The 18,038-nt window shown below is 60.5% G+C and carries 12 protein-coding genes; 6 read left to right on the top strand and 6 right to left on the bottom strand.

The features are described 5' to 3' along the window. Nucleotides 1–179: 179 nt before the first annotated feature. The gene (locus K9857_RS23860) at nt 180–4,715 is read left to right on the top strand and encodes a dermonecrotic toxin domain-containing protein (protein WP_224539928.1); all 4,536 of its coding nucleotides are present in this window, start codon (nt 180–182) and stop codon (nt 4,713–4,715) included. A gap of 79 nt (nt 4,716–4,794) precedes the next feature. Here the strand turns inward: K9857_RS23860 and K9857_RS23855 are convergent, their stop codons facing one another. After that, the gene (locus tag K9857_RS23855) at nt 4,795–6,342 is read right to left on the bottom strand and encodes a PLP-dependent aminotransferase family protein (RefSeq protein ID WP_224539930.1); all 1,548 of its coding nucleotides are present in this window, start codon (nt 6,340–6,342) and stop codon (nt 4,795–4,797) included. Nucleotides 6,343–6,432: 90 nt separating this feature from the next. Between K9857_RS23855 and K9857_RS23850 the strand changes: the two genes are divergently transcribed. The 3 genes from K9857_RS23850 to K9857_RS23840 are packed head-to-tail and all read left to right on the top strand — an operon-like array spanning nt 6,433 to nt 8,201. Continuing rightward, nucleotides 6,433–7,056 (top strand): FMN-binding negative transcriptional regulator, encoded by a 624-nt coding sequence (locus K9857_RS23850; protein ID WP_224539926.1) that lies wholly within the window; start codon nt 6,433–6,435, stop codon nt 7,054–7,056. A gap of 9 nt (nt 7,057–7,065) precedes the next feature. Continuing rightward, nucleotides 7,066–7,512, top strand: coding sequence for a GNAT family N-acetyltransferase (locus K9857_RS23845; RefSeq protein ID WP_224539924.1), 447 nt, complete (start codon nt 7,066–7,068; stop codon nt 7,510–7,512). A 17-nt stretch (nt 7,513–7,529) separates the two neighbouring features. Next, entirely contained in the window at nt 7,530–8,201 is a 672-nt protein-coding gene (locus K9857_RS23840; protein ID WP_224539921.1) for a GNAT family N-acetyltransferase, read from the top strand. A 99-nt stretch (nt 8,202–8,300) separates the two neighbouring features. Here the strand turns inward: K9857_RS23840 and K9857_RS23835 are convergent, their stop codons facing one another. Both K9857_RS23835 and K9857_RS23830 read right to left on the bottom strand, forming a co-directional pair. Beyond that, on the bottom strand, nt 8,301–8,579 hold the full coding sequence (locus K9857_RS23835) for a helix-turn-helix domain-containing protein (RefSeq protein WP_175375603.1): 279 nt from the start codon (nt 8,577–8,579) through the stop codon (nt 8,301–8,303). After that, the gene (locus tag K9857_RS23830; RefSeq protein WP_224539919.1) at nt 8,576–9,928 is read right to left on the bottom strand and encodes a HipA domain-containing protein; all 1,353 of its coding nucleotides are present in this window, start codon (nt 9,926–9,928) and stop codon (nt 8,576–8,578) included. Before K9857_RS23830 ends, K9857_RS23835 begins: the two co-directional genes overlap by 4 nt. Nucleotides 9,929–10,166: 238 nt before the next feature. Here K9857_RS23830 and K9857_RS23825 point away from each other — a divergent pair, with 238 nt between their 5' ends. Further along, nucleotides 10,167–13,130 (top strand): autotransporter domain-containing protein, encoded by a 2,964-nt coding sequence (locus K9857_RS23825; RefSeq protein WP_224539917.1) that lies wholly within the window; start codon nt 10,167–10,169, stop codon nt 13,128–13,130. Between the two features lie 234 nt (nt 13,131–13,364). Here the strand turns inward: K9857_RS23825 and oadA are convergent, their stop codons facing one another. Together oadA and K9857_RS23815 are read right to left on the bottom strand one after the other, a co-directional pair. Continuing rightward, nucleotides 13,365–15,173 carry a sodium-extruding oxaloacetate decarboxylase subunit alpha gene (gene oadA / locus K9857_RS23820; protein ID WP_224539915.1) on the bottom strand — a complete coding sequence of 603 codons (1,809 nt, stop codon included), beginning with the start codon at nt 15,171–15,173 and terminating at the stop codon, nt 13,365–13,367. 11 nt (nt 15,174–15,184) lie between these two features. Then, a complete protein-coding gene (locus tag K9857_RS23815) occupies nt 15,185–16,600 on the bottom strand; it encodes an acetyl-CoA carboxylase biotin carboxylase subunit (RefSeq protein WP_008056950.1) in 1,416 nt (471 codons plus the stop codon). A gap of 192 nt (nt 16,601–16,792) precedes the next feature. On the opposite strand from K9857_RS23815, the gene K9857_RS23810 reads away from it, so the two are divergent. Beyond that, nucleotides 16,793–17,755 (top strand): LysR family transcriptional regulator, encoded by a 963-nt coding sequence (locus tag K9857_RS23810; protein ID WP_224539913.1) that lies wholly within the window; start codon nt 16,793–16,795, stop codon nt 17,753–17,755. Here K9857_RS23810 and K9857_RS23805 read toward each other — a convergent pair. Next, the gene (locus tag K9857_RS23805; RefSeq protein WP_224539911.1) at nt 17,697–17,909 is read right to left on the bottom strand and encodes a PA3496 family putative envelope integrity protein; all 213 of its coding nucleotides are present in this window, start codon (nt 17,907–17,909) and stop codon (nt 17,697–17,699) included. The two genes, K9857_RS23810 and K9857_RS23805, sit on opposite strands and share 59 nt — an antisense overlap. Nucleotides 17,910–18,038: the final 129 nt, after the last annotated feature.

The following is an 18,038-nucleotide window of genomic DNA, read 5'->3' as shown; positions in this document are numbered from 1 at the left end:
CCAACGGGGGCAAGCCCCCTCGCCACAAAAGCCCCCCGCCACAGGTTTGTGTTTGCCTTAGATGACGTAGTTTTTCTGCCCGCCATATCTATCTACCGCGAGCCCCTCGCAACTGCCCGATAACGTCCCCGACCCCGCGCTGCGTCCTCCACAGCAGCCCGTAAAGTCAGGAGACGACCATGTCCGAAACCACCCACCAGAAAGAACTGGATTTACTGACCGAGCTGGTCACCGGCCCTTCCATCACCGAGGTCGCCGCGAAGTTTCTCGGGCCTGCGCTTGAAGCGCTGTATCCGCATCTGAAGATCGATCCGACGCTCGCCACGGTGGTCACCCCGACCTGGGTCATCGCCGATGATCGCGTCACGCCCGGCAAATACCTGTACGAATCCCTCGCCAATGTATTGGTGAAACTCGCCTATTCCAGATCGGTGGTGAATTACATCGACGGCGAACACTTTCTGACGCTGCATCCGGGCGACGATTCGCAGGCTCAGCTGGCGGTGAAAATCGATGCCATCGGCTGCCTGATCAATTCACTCGCCCCACTGCTGTTCAATGCCTATCAGCAACAACAGCTCGATTACTGGAACCAGCAGACGACCCCCTCGACCCCGCGCTGGCATCAACTCTCGCAATCACTGCAAGGCATCTGGAAACTCGACCCGACACTGGATTGGAGCGAGGACGAAAAAGCCATTGCCCGCGCGGTGTTCGAACAACCGGACCGCGAAACGCGGCGCACACGGGACAAGTACCAGACCAAGGCCTGCCTGATCGACATCGACAGGGTCGAAGGCGCCGCGAGCACGCACGCGTGGATACTGGATGTCGCGGTGCTGGTGGGGACGCTCGGCAAGCGCACGTTCGTACTCACGCACTCGATCATCGAAGGGTTCAAGCGTTACGACTCCGTGGATGCGCTGGGCGAAAAACTGCCCGCCCGGGAAAACCTGCAGTGGCGTCTGTACGAGCCCGACGGCAACTTCTTTCACCATCAGACCTGCGCCTTGATTGCACTGGAGACCGAAGCCATCGGCGATTTGAATTCGGCGCAAAGCAGTTCGCCTCCCGTCAACGCTTCCTCAAGAAATTTCACGAATCAGAATCAGCCGCCATCATCCCGCTTCAACAGAGTCCGGACCCTGCTGCCGGACTGGCTGAAAAACGCCTCACCAGCAGACCTCACCCGCTACAGTCGTCACTTGATGGACATCGCCAATCTGCGCGAACAGGACGCCGGCAAAACCTTCCTCGACGATATCCCGGCCCTGCCGGAATTTGCCCTGCGCAAACTGCGCGAGCAGATGATCAAGGACTATCCCCAGGCATCAACATTGAAGCTTGAGGACGTCGAAATCCGTGTCACCAGCCTGGTCGTGCTCGGGACCTTCATCGTGCCCGGCAGGACCCAGACCCTCAGGCTTTCACTGGCGGATCTTGCGCTGCAAAACCTGATCGCCCTCCCCCTGGGCAACAAGACGGTGCAGTACAAAAACGGTGCTGTCACGCCAAGCTGGATGACGGTCAGCTACCTGGAGAAGCTCGTCACCAAGGTGAACATCGGCGCGAAATACCCGGCACTGATCAAGGCCAAACTGCTCGCCGATCCACAGGAAACGTCGCGCAGGCAAAAGCTCTTCAGTCGTCACCTGCGCATCCAGCTGCCGCTGCAAGCGCTGCAATACAAGATCCGCGGCGAGGCCAACATCGACGAGCGCGGCTATCAGTACATCCTGGCGGTGTTGCAGGACAATCCTGAGGATCGTCATGCGGACGGCCTGGAAATCATCATTCGCCCGCTTGCGTTCATTCATGGGGGCGGCAGCGAAAGCACGGCAGACACGGTGGCCAACATGTTCGTGATCGGGCCACGGGACGCAACCAAGGGACCCTGCCTGCTGTATCGGCCACTGCTCGAGCATCCGCTGCTGCAATTTCCCGGCGAAGCGAACCTGCTGTACGCGATCAAGCACCACAAGACGCTGCGCCAGTCGGTCCTGGCCTGGCTGCCGGACGCCGTGCGTTTCAACTACTCGCAGTACGCTTTCCCAGGTGAATTGCCGTCAGTCTGGACACTCGGGCAATGGCTGGTGGAGCCCACTTCGTTGCTGGGCAAGATGGCGAACGTGACATTCGGTACGAAGGCGCTGGAAGGTGAAACCTTTGCCGCCCTGTTCAAGGCGAATGCCGATGCGATGGTCACTTTGGCCGACCGCCAATCGGTCTCCAACGCCGAAGCCCGTTGGGCAACGCTCAAGCAAGGCGCGTGGATGCTGTTCAATGGCGCGCTGCCTTTCCTGGGGCGCACGGTCGGGACGGCTGCGTGGATCTGGCAAGTGATGGACGACCTGCAGCAGGCCACCGACGCGAAGGAAAACGACGACAGCCAGGGCGCCTGGTCCGCCATGACCGATCTGCTGCTGACGCTCGGCATGGTGCTCGCCCATCAGGCCGCCGCTCGCCGCGAAACCTCCACCCAACCTGTCGAGAAAGCCCCGCCCGCACGCCCCGATCCCCAGAAGCTGCCCGCTGCGAAGCCGACCGTGACACGCCTGCAGGACATGCAATCAAGCCAGCCACCGGCCAGCCATCAAATGCCCATACATGCCTTCGGCACCTTGACCGACAAGGGCCTCGGGGCGGTGCTCGATGAACTGAGCATCAGCGAACCCGCCGGCCTGAAAGCCCCTGCGCTGAACGCCGGCCCCTACCAGCATCTGCGCGGGCTCGATCACAGGTGGTACGCGAAAGTCGGTCAACGCTGGTTCGAAGTCGCACTCAACGAAAACGATGACGTGCAGATCATCGACTCACGCAAAACCCCGCCAGCCAAAGGTCCTCTGTTGGTTCATAACGCCAAGGGCGAATGGTTTGTCGACATGCGCCTTCGCTTGCGTGGCGGCGGTCGTCGCCAGGAACTGATGCGCCAGAACCAGCAGCGCAAGGCCGATTTGAGGGAAAAGCTGGAGGCATTCGACGCCCGAAAATACGAGCTTGAGAAAGAGTTGGTAGAGGCACAAAAAACGGCCACCGAGGCCGATCATGCGGCCCTGATCGAAACTCTGGATTCACAAGTGAAGGCCTACGGCAGCTACATCGATCAACTTAAAGCCTTCAATGCCCTCGATCCCATCCAGAATTACCGCCAGGTCCTGGTCAGTTGCCTTGAATGCCATCTGTCGCACACCCAGAAATGGTTTGCCTGGCAGGAAAAGAGTTTTGAAGACCTTATGCGCCAATCCCTTGCACTGCTGGATCACAAACAGGTCGACAGCACGCAAACACCGCGCGAGCTGCATCAACTCACCAGTGACATGGCGCAGGGCTTTATCGACAGGATCGAGTTTGCCCGCAGCCGAATCGATGAGCTGACCCGGCTGGGCAAGGAAGCCAGCGAAGTCGCCCGGAGCTACGCGGCGCACATGCCGAGGTTCAAACTGCCGGATCTGAAACTGTTCCAGATCAGCATCGCCCAGGAGCTTTGCCTCAACGAAAGCGCGACGGGCGACATGGCGGCGGCGCGGCAGGCCATGGAAAGTGTGGTCGAAGATATCAGTCTGACCGTCGAGTCCTACAAGGACCTGGAGACCGGGGACGACATCCCGCTGCTCGAACGCATCGACGGCATCAACGACCTGCTGGAGCAGTTTGCCAACCTCGACCAGCGTATCGCCGACCTCGCCGACGAATTCCCCGAGGCGCTGCTGAGCGATCAGCTGGAACAGATGCGCGAGCGGATCAAAGCTTTCAACGAACCAACCACCCGGCAACTCGCAAGCCTGTTGCACGAGCGCAGATTGCTGGTGCCGACACCAGGACCGTCGCGACCTGCGGCGCCGCGCAAGCGCATCATCAAGACGCGTTACAAGGGCACCGTGGTCGGCACCCCGCGCCAGCGAGCGGCGGGTGAGGAGATCGATCTGTTCGACGTGACATCGCCGCTGACCGGCAAAGTCATCGCGACCTTTCACGAAAAATCGCCGGGCAACTGGCTTGAACATGTATCGGCTCAGACCCCGCCGCCTGCACGCCCCACTCTCGATCTGAGCATTCAGCAGGGTCAGATCCTGTTCGATCAATTGCAGGCTTTTACTCGTCGCACCGAAGCCCACGCCAATCAGCCAGGGCGTATCCCGGTGGAAATCGAGGAGATGTTCAATCAGCAGGCCCATCGGATGACGCAAGCGGCCGACGGGATCGAAAAGGCCCTCACCGACCTGAACGCCACCGACGGCGGCCAGGTGTCCGCGGTCGACCTGGCCAAACAGCTCAATGAAAGCGCTGCCAACCTGTACGAAAAGGGTCGCCAGACCCGAATCAGCATGACCAAGCGACAGCCACCCACCGCCGCACGCGTGCAATGGCTGCATGACAAGGGCCTGGTGGAGATCGTGAAGGTGCCGGGGCGGAATCGGCTGAAGGGGCTACGCAAGGATTATCTCGAGGAATACGAGATTCGCGAGCGTGGTGACGGTAAGGATCATGTGCTTTGGTATGCGCACTTCCACTATCCCAAACCCGACACACCGGCCGATGGCTACACCGCGGCGCACCTGAAAACGGCTTCGCAGCGCAAACTGGGCGGTGGGTTTGACCTGAGGACAGCGACGTCGAACAGCGAGCTGATTGCGATCTATCGCAGTGAAATCAGTCCGCAGTTGGCGAAGGCGTTGTTCCTTTCTGCGCCCAAACCTTCCACCTCAAAAACCTGACCCCGCAATCTTTGGCTGAACACATAACCTGTGGCGAGGGGGTTTACCCCCTCGCCACAGGTGCGTGTAACGCCGGCTATCAGCGCCAAGCCTTATCCAACCGCCCCAACGCAGCCCGAATATCAGCCTCCGGCACCGCCGCAAACCCCAGGACCAGCCCCGCCCGCTGGTCCAGCGGTGTACGCGAATCCGGCAACCAATAACTGCTCAACCCATTGATCTCGACATCAACCCGCGCAGCACTTTCAACCAGCTCCTGCTCGCGGGCCAGCGTCTCAACGGGTACCGTCAAATGCAGCCCCGCCGCAACACTCGGCAAACCACCAACCCCGGCAATATCCCGAGGCCAACCCGCCAGCAACGTGTTACGCCGACTCAACGCCGCACGGCGCATCCGGCGAATGTGCCGCTGGAAATGCCCGGCCGCCATGAACTCGGCCATCACAACCTGGGTGCTCACTTCCGAATGCCGCACATCCACCGCGCGCCGCCGCGAAAACGCATCCACCAGCCCCGGCGGCAACACCAGATACCCCAGGCGCAACGCCGGGAAGGCAACCTTGCCGAACGTCCCGACGTACAACACTCGCCCCTGCCGATCCAGCGCTGCCAACGGTGCCAGCGGCGCGCCGGTGTAGCGGTACTCGCCATCGTAATCGTCCTCGACGATCCAGCCCTGGTTGCGCTCGGCCCAGGCCAGCAGTTCCAGGCGTCGCGCCAGGCTCATGACCACACCGGTCGGGTACTGGTGCGACGGGGTGACATACGCCAGACGACAGTCGTTGATCGCCGCCAATTGGGTGCAATCGATGCCCTCGCTATCCACCGCCACACCATGCATTCGTGCCCCGGCCACAGCGAAGGCATGACCGGCCGCCCGATACCCCGGATTTTCAATCGCCACCCCATCGCCAGGCTCCACCAACAACTGTGCACAAAGGCTGATGCCCTGTTGCGCACCACTGGTGATCACTATTTGCTCAGCCGTGCACTGCATTCCACGTGAACTGCGCAAATAAGCAGCAATGAGCCCGCGCAATCGCTCATCGCCCGCCGGATCGCCGTAGCACAGCTGGCGCAGATCCGGTTTGCGCCAGAAAGCCGCGTTCAGCTTGGCCCAGACGTCGAACGGGAACAGATCGAACGCCGGTACGCCGACCCGAAAAGCCCTCGGCGGACCGCTCGGTGGACGCGGCAAATGGTTGTTTTCCAGGCGCTGCAAAACACCACTGTGGATAACTTTACTGGATGAAATCCCAGGTAAATCAGGCGATTTTGTGGATAAGGCTGTGGGTAAGCCTGTTGAAAACCCTGTGGATACTTTTGTGGATATCTTTGATGAAAGTGTTCCCGCTTGGGGCAGTTGTGCCACATAAGTCCCATCGCCCACCCGCCCCTCGATGAAACCTTCGGCGTAGAGCTGATCGTAGGCGCGCACCACGCTGTTGCGGGAAATCGCCAGCGCCGCCGCCAGATCCCGGCTGGCCGGCAGCCGCGTGCCGCTGGCCAGCCTGCCGTCAAGCACCCGCAATCGCAGCGCCTGATAGAGCTGTCGACTCAAGCCCTTACGGCGATCGAGTTCGATGCCCGCGGGATTGAATGGCAGGGAAAGCGGCTCGCTTTTAATTTCAATGGACCTATGAAATTGGTCGTTAATGGCTCTTACAACGGACCAATAGCCTGCCTAGGATGCAGACATCCGCCAAGGGAAATCTCCATGTACACGCCACGAAATTTTGCCATCGACGATTTGCATGAACTGCACCAGCAGATACTCGGCACCCGCCTCGCCATGGTGGTAACCCATGGCGAACATGGCCTGCAAGCCAGCCATCTGCCGATGCTGTTCAACCCCGACCAGGGCCCGAACGGAACCCTGTACGGCCACTTCGCCAAGGCCAATCCGCAGTGGAAAGAACTGCAGAACGGGGCCGAAGCGCTGGTGATCTTTGCCGGGGCCGACGCCTACGTCAGCCCAGGTTTCTACCCGAGCAAAGCCGAACACGGCAAAGTCGTACCGACCTGGAACTACGTCGCCGTTCACGCCTATGGAAGCGCCGAAGTGTTCACCGATGCCGACCGCCTGCTGACGCTGGTCAGCGCCCTGACCGATCGCCACGAAGCTTCCCGCGCCCAGCCATGGAAAGTCGCCGATGCACCGGTCGACTACATCGACGGCATGCTCAAGGCCATTGTGGGTTTTGCCCTGCCGATCCAGCGCCTGGAAGGCAAGCGCAAGCTCAGTCAGAACCGCAATGCTGAAGACATCGCCGGCGTGCGCGAGGGGCTCGCTGTCAGCTCCGATACGCAGGACCAGGCCCTCGCCCACTTGATGCGTTAAGGAAAAACCATGAGTCAGATCGACATTCGCCAGGTCAGCGCCGATGACCACGCCGCCTGGCTGCCGCTGTGGCAGGCCTACCTGCGTTTCTACAAGACCGAATTGCCCGAGGCTGTCACCCAAAGCACCTGGCAGCGCATACTCGACCCGAACGAGCCGACCCACGCCGCCCTGGCCTGGGCCGACGGCAAAGCGGTGGGCATGGTGCATTTCATCTACCATCGTTCCAATTGGGCCATCGAAAACTCCTGCTATCTGCAAGACTTGCTGGTGGCACCCGAAACCCGCGGCACCGGCGTCGGTCGCAAGCTGATCGAATTCGTCTACGCCACGGCCAGGGCCGATGGTTGCAACAAGGTTCACTGGTTGACCCACGAAACCAACGCCACCGCGATCCAGCTCTACGAGCGCATCGCCGAACGTCCCGGTTTCATCCAGTTTCGCAAGGCCATTTAAGGTTCAAGGAGAACACCATGCCGACTTCACTTGCCGACTGGAAAGGCGTTCAGCCACCATCGGTGCAAACCCTCGAAGGGCGCTTCATCCGCCTGGAAAAACTCGACCCGGCGCGTCACGGCGACGATCTTTTCAAAGCCCTGCAAGGCCCCGGCGCCGACCCGAAACTCTGGGACTATCTGCCTTACGGCCCGTTCCCGGAACGCAGCGCCTTCAACGACTGGCTGAACAACCACGCGGCCCACAGCGACCCGTACTTCTTCAGCGTGATCGACCGCGCCAGCGGTGAAGTGCAAGGCATCCTCAGCCTGATGTCCATCGTCCCGGCCCAGGGCCGCATCGAAATCGGCCACGTCACCTTCGGCGCCCCCATGCAGCGCTCGCCGAAAAGCACCGAGGCGATCTACCTCCTGGCCAAGGAATCCTTCGCCCTGGGCAACCGCCGCCTGGAATGGAAATGCAACAACGCCAACGCCCGCTCCAAGTACGCCGCCGAGCGTCTGGGTTTCAGCTTCGAAGGCGTATTCCGCCAGCACATGGTGGTCAAGGGCCAGAACCGCGATACCGCGTGGTACTCGATCCTCGACTCGGAGTGGCCGGCCGTTGCGGCTGGGTTCGAGAAGTGGCTGAGCGACGAAAACCAGACCGAAACCGGACAATTGAAAGGTCTGGCCGACTGCCGCGGCTGACCGCCTGAAAGCAAAAGATCGCAGCCTGCGGCAGCTCTTACAGGAACCCTGTGTAGGAGCTGCCGCAGGCTGCGATCTTTCGATCTTCAGTTCACGATTTCAGCCCACATCCCGCCGAATCCGCACAACGCCCATCTTCATCCCGAACGGTCGAAAAACCGCGTTCAACGACTTCAACGTCTGATTCCCCTCCCCGTGCTCAATGTGCACCAGTGTGCGTACCGAGATTTTGCACATCTTGGCGAACTGGGTCTGGTGCAAGCCGGTGACCTCGACCCGCAGGCGTCGGACCGCTTCACCAATCTCAAGCGAACCCTGAGCAAGCCCTTCTCGTATGTCCTCTATGAGCTGCGTACGCTCGGCGACGGTCATGCTCATTTCAGATCCCACTCTTTCAAACGTTGCTCCAGGTTCTTCAAAGCGATTCGCGGGTGATTCATCGTCACGTCGGGTAATCCGCTGGCGCTCAAGATGTCGGGAAATGCCGCGAGGCGCTGCGCATCCTGACGCAGTCGCTCGAAACAATCAGGCGCATCAGCCAGCGCTGCCAATGGATCATCAGGGTCCGCAATATCAGCCAGTGCACGACAGACCCCACGCCAATCAACATCCCCGGCTCGCTCCAGCTCTCTTGGCCACTTGGTGGTGCGTGTCACACCTTCGTCATCCATCACCATGGGGGCCAGGTCATAGATCGGCGCCAGGCGAAACGAATCCGCACCGCGAATGATCGCTGTATTACGGCCATGGTTATCCGAGTTACCAAGGATTTTGTTGATCAGATCCCGGCGCAGGTAATCGGCAACCAGATCTGGAATCTGATCCGCCTGTCCCGCTTCACGCCAGAGCCGGGCAAGCATGCGGATGACACTCATATGATTCATCGCGCTGCCAGGTGTCGTCACGCTTGCCAATGAATAGATGGACTCCACAGCCAAACGCTCGACGCCTGCTTCGGTTACCCGACGGTCAAATCGATGCATCCACAAGCTTGGTTTGGTCGCTTCCTCCAATGCCAACCCTTGCGTATCTATTGTTTCGATCTGAAGAGTCTGGAGCGCCTTGTAGTAGTGATACTCGCTTCTGAGGATGTCCTGATCCGTCTGATTGCCTTTGTTGCGGGCGAACTTTACAAACCAGTGTTGGTTGACCGCTGCGTCATCAAGTACTGCATCCGGATACAAATCGCCCGCCTTGTCCTCGCTCAATAACAGCTTCGGGGCTTCGCCTCCCGCGCCTGTTGCGCCTCCAATCGCAGCGCCAAGTTCATAGGCATACTCCAGGAACCGATTGTCGCGGTTGATGACATCCTGGCGCTCAAACCCCATAGGCCTGCGCTCATACACGGCCTGGGCAGATTCCTTGATTCGCATGTTGCCAATTGGAGCGGGAGTACTTCTGCCCAACAAGTAGAGATCGGCACTGATATCCGCGGGTTTGTCTTGCCCGATATGTTTGAGCAGAAACCTTTTCGCCGCTCCGGCTGGGGCAATGTCATACACGAATGCTGGCGCATCGGATCGCTGACTTTCCCAGTTCAATGGGAATGCCGCACTCACCGCCTTGGAAAACGGGCTGCCTATGGCTTCATGGTTTTCCATGAGATAAGTCGTTTCATAGCCATAACTGCACCGGCTTTCGAAACCTTTTTCAGGATTATCGAAGCTCAGGACCAAAGCGTCGTCCCATTTTCCGGCAGTGAATATTTGCAAGGTCAGGTTATACATTCACTATCACCTGCATTTAAATGCATTTTTCGCGATTAATTCGGTGCATGACACGCAATATAGTGCATTTCATCATTCATATCAGGTTGATGAAACGCATTAAAATGCAGATTAAACGCGATTCCCCGCTCGCATATGCAAAACAATGCAGATCCAAGCATTTTCCCTTCTCGTACATCAATCTGTAAAAACCAACCGCTATACAGGACGCCCCGCTTATAACAAACGGACGTCAAAAATGCCCTTCTCCCCCCAGCGACTGGCCTTGGTCATTGCCTTGTTGACCAGCACCAGCGCCATGGCTGCACCCTACAAAACCGTGCAGATCGATACCGCCACGACCACCGCGCAAACCCTGGGTGGTGCGGATACTTTGACGATTTCGGCGCCGGGGAGCATTACCAATGCCGGCAAGGCTGTCAGCCTCAAGGACGGTACCGCAGGCGTGGGTGTGGTGATTGATAACGCGGGGAAGATTGTTTCCACAGGTGGCAGGGCGATCGACAGCAGCGGTGATCTGACCCAGGCGCGCAACTACAGCATTTACAACCGCGCCGGCGGGCAGATTCTGGGGTTCAACGATGCCCTGCGCATCGACAGCAACTTCGCCAGCGGCAGCCTGTTGATCGATAACAGCGGCATCATCCGCTCCACAACCGGTCAGGGGCTGGACCTGGATGCGCTGCGCAGCGCCGGGGCCACGACCACCATCATCAACCGCGCGGGCGGGTTGATTCGTGGCGATGCCAGCGACGGCATGAAGACCGGCGCCAACGCGACCATCGCCAACCATGGCGAGATTTCCACCGGCGATTCGCACAATGCCGACGAGAAATTCGACGGTATCGATATCGACTCGGCCACCGGCGTGACGGTGACCAACTACGGCACCATCTCCGGCGGTCGCCATGGCATCACTACCGACCTTGGCGCGACCTTGACCAACTACGGGCAGATCACCGGGCGTAACGGTTCCGGGTTCGGCTCCGATGGCGATGGCACGGTGATCAACCACGGCACCATTACCGGCGCCTATTCGGGATTGCAGGCCAATGGCGACGGCGATGGCGTGGACATCGATAACCTGGCCCACATCGAAAACTACGGCACCATCCAGGGCGTGGGTGCTGGCGGCGTGGACAAGAACGGCTTCGCCAACGGCAGTGAAGGCATCGCCTTGGGCGGCGGATATGTGTTGAACGCCAAGGGCGCGCTGATCAGCGGCGCCAACAGCGCCATCCTGGTCGACGATGGCAGTGGCGGCACCGGCGTGGCGGCAACCACCCTGGAAAACTTCGGCACCATTCAGGGCCTCGATGGCTTCGGCGTGAAATTCGTCGGCGAGTTCGCCGACAGCGTGATCAACGGCGGCACCATCAGCGGCAGCGATGGTCTGGCGCTGGATCTGGGTGGCGGCAACGACAACCTGACCCTGCGCAACGGCAGCCGTTTCATCGGCACTGTCGATGGCGGCAGCGGGTACGACCGCGTGGTCATGGATGACGCGGCGGGTGGCAGTTTCGGCAGCAGCCGCAACTTTGAGTGGCTGGAGGTTCAACAAGGCGCCTGGACACTCACCGGCAGCGGCGATTTCAGCGACGGCGGCGCCGTACGCAACGGCGCGACGCTGATCAACCAGGGCGGCATTGCCGGCAACTTGACCGTGGACGCCGGTGGCGTGTACGCCGGCGGTGGTTCGGTGGGCAGCCTCAACGTCAACGGCACCTTGAGAACCAATACCGGCCTTGGCACGGCGACCATCGTCCACGATCTGAACATGGGCAGTGCATCGACCCTGGCCTACGGCGTGAATGCCGACGGCAGCAGCGCTCCGGTGCAGGTCGGCGGCACGGCCAGCCTCAATGGCGCAACCCTGGCCGTGAACCCCGGCAGCGGCACTTATCCGTGGCAAAGCCATTACACCGTGCTGCAGGCTGCGCGCATCAACGGGACGTTCGGCACGGTCACCAGCGACTACGCCTTCCTCACCCCTACGCTGGCGTACACCCCGACCCAGGTCGACCTGACCTACACCCGCAACGATGTCGCCTTCAACGAATTCGCTGTCAGCGGCAACGGCAGCAACGCCGCCAACAGCCTGGCTTCATTGGGCCGGAATAACGCGCTGTACAACGCCTTGTTGAACACCACCAGCGCCACCGCCGGCGCGGCGATCGAGCAATTGAGCGGCGCCAGCAACGCCAACCTGACCAGCGCGACCCTCGGCGCCAGCAGCCAGGTCGGTGGCAGCATGCTCTCGGCGATGCAGCAAATGGGCGGCAGCCCGGGATTGATGGTCGGTCTCGATCAGCGCGATACGCCGATCCTCGCCGCCAACGGCGTACCGACCGAAGCCCGAAACCTGAACGACCCGAATGCCCGCGGCCGTCTCTGGCTGCAAGCCATCGGCGGCTACGGCAAGCTCGATGGCGAACACGGCAGCAGCGGCCTGGAACAACGCACCAAAGGCAGCGTGCTGGGTGCCGACTGGTCGTTGAGCCCGCAATGGCGAGTGGGTGTGCTGGGCGGTTATTCGAGGACCGATCTGGACGCGACCGGCGTCGACGGCAATGTCGAGAGCTGGCACGCCGGCGTTTACGCGCAGCATCAGAATGGTCCGCTGGCCCTGCGCCTTGGCGCGGCATACAGCGGTCATCAGGGCGAGAGCAAACGCACCATCGCCTTCAACGGTTTCAGCGACCGGCCCAAAGGGGATTACAACGCCGACAGTCAGCAGGCGTTCGCCGAACTCGGCTACGCCATGGGCAGCGGTCGACTCAGCGCCGAGCCGTTCGCCAGCCTCGGCTATCAGCGCTACCACCGCGACAGCTATCAGGAAAAAGGCGGCGCTGCGGCTCTGGACGTCGATGGGCAAACCCAGGACAACTTCAGCACCACCTTCGGCGTTCGCCTGGCGCACCTGAGCAGCCTGGACAACGGCATGAGCCTGACCCCGCGCATGACCGCCGGCTGGAAACACACTTACGGCGACGTCAGCAACTCGACCCGCCAGGCCTTTGTCACAGGCGGCACGGCGTTCAGTGTCGACGGTAGTTCGCTGGATCGCGACAGTCTGGTGCTGGAAGCCGGACTGGACCTGGGCATCAGCGCTCGGCATTCCCTGGGCATCGGCTACAGCGGCGAGATCGGCAACAACAGCCGCAATCACGGGCTGATCGGGCAGTGGCAGATGAGCTTCTGACCTGCGGTCTCGCTCCACCTGTAGGAGCCGAGCTTGCTCGCGAAAGCGGTGGGTCAGTTGCAATGATGCTGACTGACACACCGCCTTCGCGAGCAAGCTCGGCTCCTACAGGTTTTTTTGTCGTTCATTGAATCGTGGGCAAATACAGGTTTTGGTCGTTCATCGAATCGCAGGCAAAAAAAAGGGGAGCCCATGCTCCCCCGAGGTTTAAAGCGTTGTATCGAGGCTGTTATCTCAGCCTTCGATCTCGATCAGGATTTCGCCCGGATTCACGCGGTCGCCCTTGGCCACGTGGATGGCGGTGACCTTGCCGGCGATGGCGGCCTGGACTTCGGTTTCCATCTTCATCGCTTCGGTGATCAGCACAGCCTGGCCGGCCTTGACGGTGTCGCCTTCCTTGACCAGCACGTCGACAATGTTGCCCGGCATGGTGGTGCTGACGTGGCCCGGTGCGGAGGCTTGCTTGCGCTTGCTGCTGCCGCCGCCGACGAATTCGTTCAGCGGCTCGAACACCACTTCTTCCGGCATGCCGTCGATGGACAGGTAGAAGTGACGCTTGCCTTCGGCCTTGACGCCGACACCGGTGATGTCGACGCGGTAGGTTTCGCCGTGGACGTCGATGACGAACTCGGTCGGCACGCCCTCGCCACCCGCCGACGCCACCTTGCCCGCTTCCGGAATCGGCAGCAGCACTTCAGGGGTCAGGGTGCCGGCTGCGCGTTCTTCGAGGAACTTGCGGCCGATGTCCGGGAACATGGCGTAGGTCAGCACGTCTTCTTCAGACTTGGCCAACGCGCCGATGTCGGCACGCAGCTTGGCCATTTCCGGCTTGAGCAGGTCGGCGGGACGTACGTCGATCACTTCTTCGCTGCCGATGGCCTGGCGACGCAGTTGCTCGTTCACAGGCGCCGGCGCCTTGCCGTAGCCGCCTTGCAGGTACAGCTTCACCTCGTTGGTGATGGTCTTGTAGCGCTCGCCGGCCAGCACGTTGAAGAACGCCTGGGTGCCGACGATCTGCGAAGTCGGGGTCACCAGCGGCGGGAAGCCGAGGTCTTCGCGAACCCGCGGAATTTCCGCCAGCACTTCACCCATGCGGTTCAGGGCGCCCTGCTCCTTGAGCTGGTTGGCCAGGTTGGAAATCATCCCGCCTGGAACCTGGTTGACCTGTACGCGGGTATCGACCGCGGTGAACTCGCTTTCGAACTGGTGGTACTTCTTGCGCACGGCGTAGAAGTACAGGCCGATCTCTTGCAGCAGTTCCAGGTTCAGGCCGGTGTCGAATTCGCTGCCTTTGAGAGCAGCGACCATCGACTCGGTGCCCGGGTGGCTGGTGCCCGAGGAGAAGCTGGAGATCGCGGTGTCGATGTGGTCGGCACCGTTTTCGATGGCCTTGAGCTGGCACATCGCGGCCAGGCCGGCGGTGTCGTGGGAGTGGATGAACACGGGCAGCGACTGCTCGGCTTTCAGTGCCTTGACCAGCTCGCCAGTGGCGTACGGCGTCAGCAGGCCGGCCATGTCCTTGATCGCCACCGAGTCGCAACCCATGGCTTCCATTTGCTTGGCCTGTGCCACGAACGCGTCGATGGTGTGCACCGGGCTGGTGGTGTAAGCGATGGTGCCCTGGGCGTGTTTGCCCGCAGCCTTTACCGCTTCGATGGCCACGCGCAGGTTACGCACGTCGTTCATCGCGTCGAAGATACGGAACACGTCGATGCCGTTGACCGCGGCCTTGGCCACGAACGCCTTGACCACGTCGTCGCTGTAGTGGCGGTAGCCCAGCAGGTTCTGGCCACGCAGGAGCATTTGCAGGCGAGTGTTCGGCAACGCCGCGCGTAGTTGGCGCAGACGCTCCCACGGGTCTTCTTTCAGGAAGCGTACGCAGGCGTCGAACGTGGCGCCGCCCCAGCATTCCAACGACCAGTAGCCGACTTTGTCGAGCTTGTCGCAGATCGGCAGCATGTCTTCGGTGCGCATGCGGGTCGCGAGCAGCGATTGGTGGGCGTCGCGCAGGATGGTGTCGGTTACGTGAATCTTCTTGGACATTGTTTTATTCCTCACAGGCCTGCGTGGGCGGCGATGGCGGCGGCGATGGCCAGGGCCAGCTCTTCGGGTTTGCGCTTGATCGAGTAGTTGGTCAGTTCAGGGTGGCTTTCAACGAAGCTGGTGTTGAACTGGCCGCTACGGAATTCCGGGTTGCGAAGGATTTCCTGGTAGTACGCGGCGGTGGTCTTGACCCCTTGCACACGCATGTCGTCCAGGGCGCGCAAGCCACGGTCCATCGCCTCTTCCCAGGTCAGCGCCCACACCACCAGTTTCAGGCACATGGAGTCGTAGAACGGTGGAATGGTGTAGCCGGTATAGATCGCCGTGTCTGTCCGCACGCCGGGACCGCCGGGCGCGTAGTAACGGGTGATCTTGCCGAAGCTCGGCAGGAAGTTGTTTTTCGGGTCTTCGGCGTTGATCCGGAACTGCAAGGCGAAACCACGGTGCTGGATGTCTTCCTGCTTGACCGAAAGCGGCAAGCCGGACGCGATGCGGATCTGCTCGCGGACGATGTCGATACCGGTGATTTCTTCGGTGATGGTGTGCTCCACCTGCACCCGGGTGTTCATCTCCATGAAGTACACCTCGCCCTCGGCGAGCAGGAACTCCACGGTACCGGCGTTCTCGTAACCCACCGCCTTGGCCGCACGCACCGACAGGTCGCCGATGTAGGCGCGCTGTTCCGGGGTAAGTTGCGGGCTCGGGGCGATCTCGATCAGCTTCTGGTTGCGGCGCTGGATCGAGCAGTCACGCTCGAACAGGTGCACCACGTTGCCGAAGCTGTCGCCGAGGATCTGCGCTTCGATGTGTTTCGGATTGACGATGCATTTTTCCAGGAACACTTCCGCCGAACCGAAAGCCTTGGTGGCCTCGGAAATCACCCTCGGGAAAGCCTGTTCGAGCTCTTCGCGGCTGTTGCAGCGACGGATACCGCGGCCGCCACCACCGGAAGTAGCCTTGAGCATTACCGGGTAACCGATGCGATCGCCTTCGGTCAGGGCTTCTTCGATGCCCGAGACGTTGCCTTCGGTACCCGGAGTGACCGGTACGCCGGCCTTGATCATGCTGCGGCGCGCTTCGGTCTTGTCGCCCATGCGGCGAATGACTTCAGCCGATGGACCGATGAATTTGATACCACGTTCGGCGCAAATGTCCGCCAGTTCCGCGTTTTCCGAAAGGAACCCGTAGCCTGGATGCAGCGCGTCACAACCGGTTTCCACCGCAAGGTTCACCAGCTTGCGCGGGTTCAGGTAACCGGCCAGCGGCTCGGCACCAATACTGTGGGCTTCATCCGCGCGCTTCACATGCAGTGCGTGACGGTCGGCGTCGGAATAAATCGCCACCGAGCGAATACCCATCTCGGCGCAGGCTCGTACGATTCGTACGGCAATCTCACCACGGTTGGCGATCAGGATCTTTTTTATCACTTGGAAGTTTCCCTTGAGCCGGTAGTACCCACGACCTGCTAGACCCAGGTCGACGCGTGACCAAATGTTTCAATTTGGTCGCAGGGCCACACTAGCGCCCGCAAGGAATTAACAAAAATGAATAATTATTGGGTCACGCATAAGTAAAGACTTATAGTTGCTGCTCCAGCCTGCGCCGAAGGTGCTTTATAAATGCGTAAGTCATTGATGCGTATGACATTGCGTCAATTGCAGATTTTCAATGAAGTCTGTGATCTACGGTCCTACAGTCGGGCAGCCGACGAAATGTCGCTCACCCAACCGGCCGTCAGCCTGCAGATTCGCCAGCTGGAAGAGCTGATTGGTCAACCTTTGTTCGATTACGTCGGCAAAAAACTGTACATGACCGAGGCCGCCGAAGCACTGCAACGCGCCAGCCGGGACATTTTCGGGCGCCTGGAAAATCTCGACATGCAGCTGTCCGACATGCAGGGCTCCCTGCAGGGCCAGTTGAAACTGGCGATCGAATCCAGCGCCAAATACTTCGTCCCGCACCTGTTTGCCGCGTTCAAGCGCCAGCACCCGGAGGTCAACCTGCAACTGACCGTGGTCAACCGCGGGCAGGTGATCCGCCGCCTCTCCGACAACCGCGACGATCTGGTGATCATGTCGATGGTGCCGCAGGACATGGGGCTGGAATTCCTGCCATTCCTCAATAACCCGATCGTCGCCGTCGCGCCACCGGATCATCCGCTGTGTCACATGGGGCCGTTGCGCTTGCAGGATCTTGAGCCCTACACACTGCTGTTGCGCGAACCCGGCTCTGGTACGCGGATGGCCTGCGAGGAGTATTTCAAGGAAAAGCGCGTTCACTTTAACCAGACCCAGGAAGTCTCGTCAGCCGAAGCTCAGCGTGAGTGCGTATTGGCCGGACTGGGCGTTGCGCTGTTGACGCGCCACGCCCTTAACCTGGAGCTGGCGACCGGCGGGCTGATCGAGCTGCCGGTCGAAGAACTGCCGCTCTATCGCAGTTGGTGCCTGGTGCAGGCCAAGGCCAAACGCCTGTCACCTGTGGCTCACGCATTCCTTGCGTTCGTGCGCAGCGAGCGGGTGCAAATCAGCGGGCTGGTTGAGCGTTTCGACGGGAAGGCGTCGACGCTGTCTGCCAGAGTTTGACTTCGAATTCTTGAGGAAAATCGCCGATTTCGGCGAGAAGTTGGCGCTGCTCACAGCGATCCTCGATAGCGCGGCGAAACTCCATACGGCGCTGATCTTCCTGCTGGCGGCGGGTTTTGACGACGCTGTTGCGTTCTTCGTAGTGCTGGGCCATTTCTTGTCTCCCAAGGCGAGTACGGGAGCTACAGAATCGGCGCGGGGGATGACCGTTTGACGGCGTGTGGATGACAGGGCGATGAATCTTGGGAAGGTGGCGCTGTTTGTTCGGGCGCTATCGCGAGCA

The organism is Pseudomonas sp. REP124, assembly GCF_020164475.1.
Classification (GTDB): Bacteria; Pseudomonadota; Gammaproteobacteria; order Pseudomonadales; family Pseudomonadaceae; genus Aquipseudomonas.
This window is presented reverse-complemented; position numbering and strand designations above follow the sequence as displayed.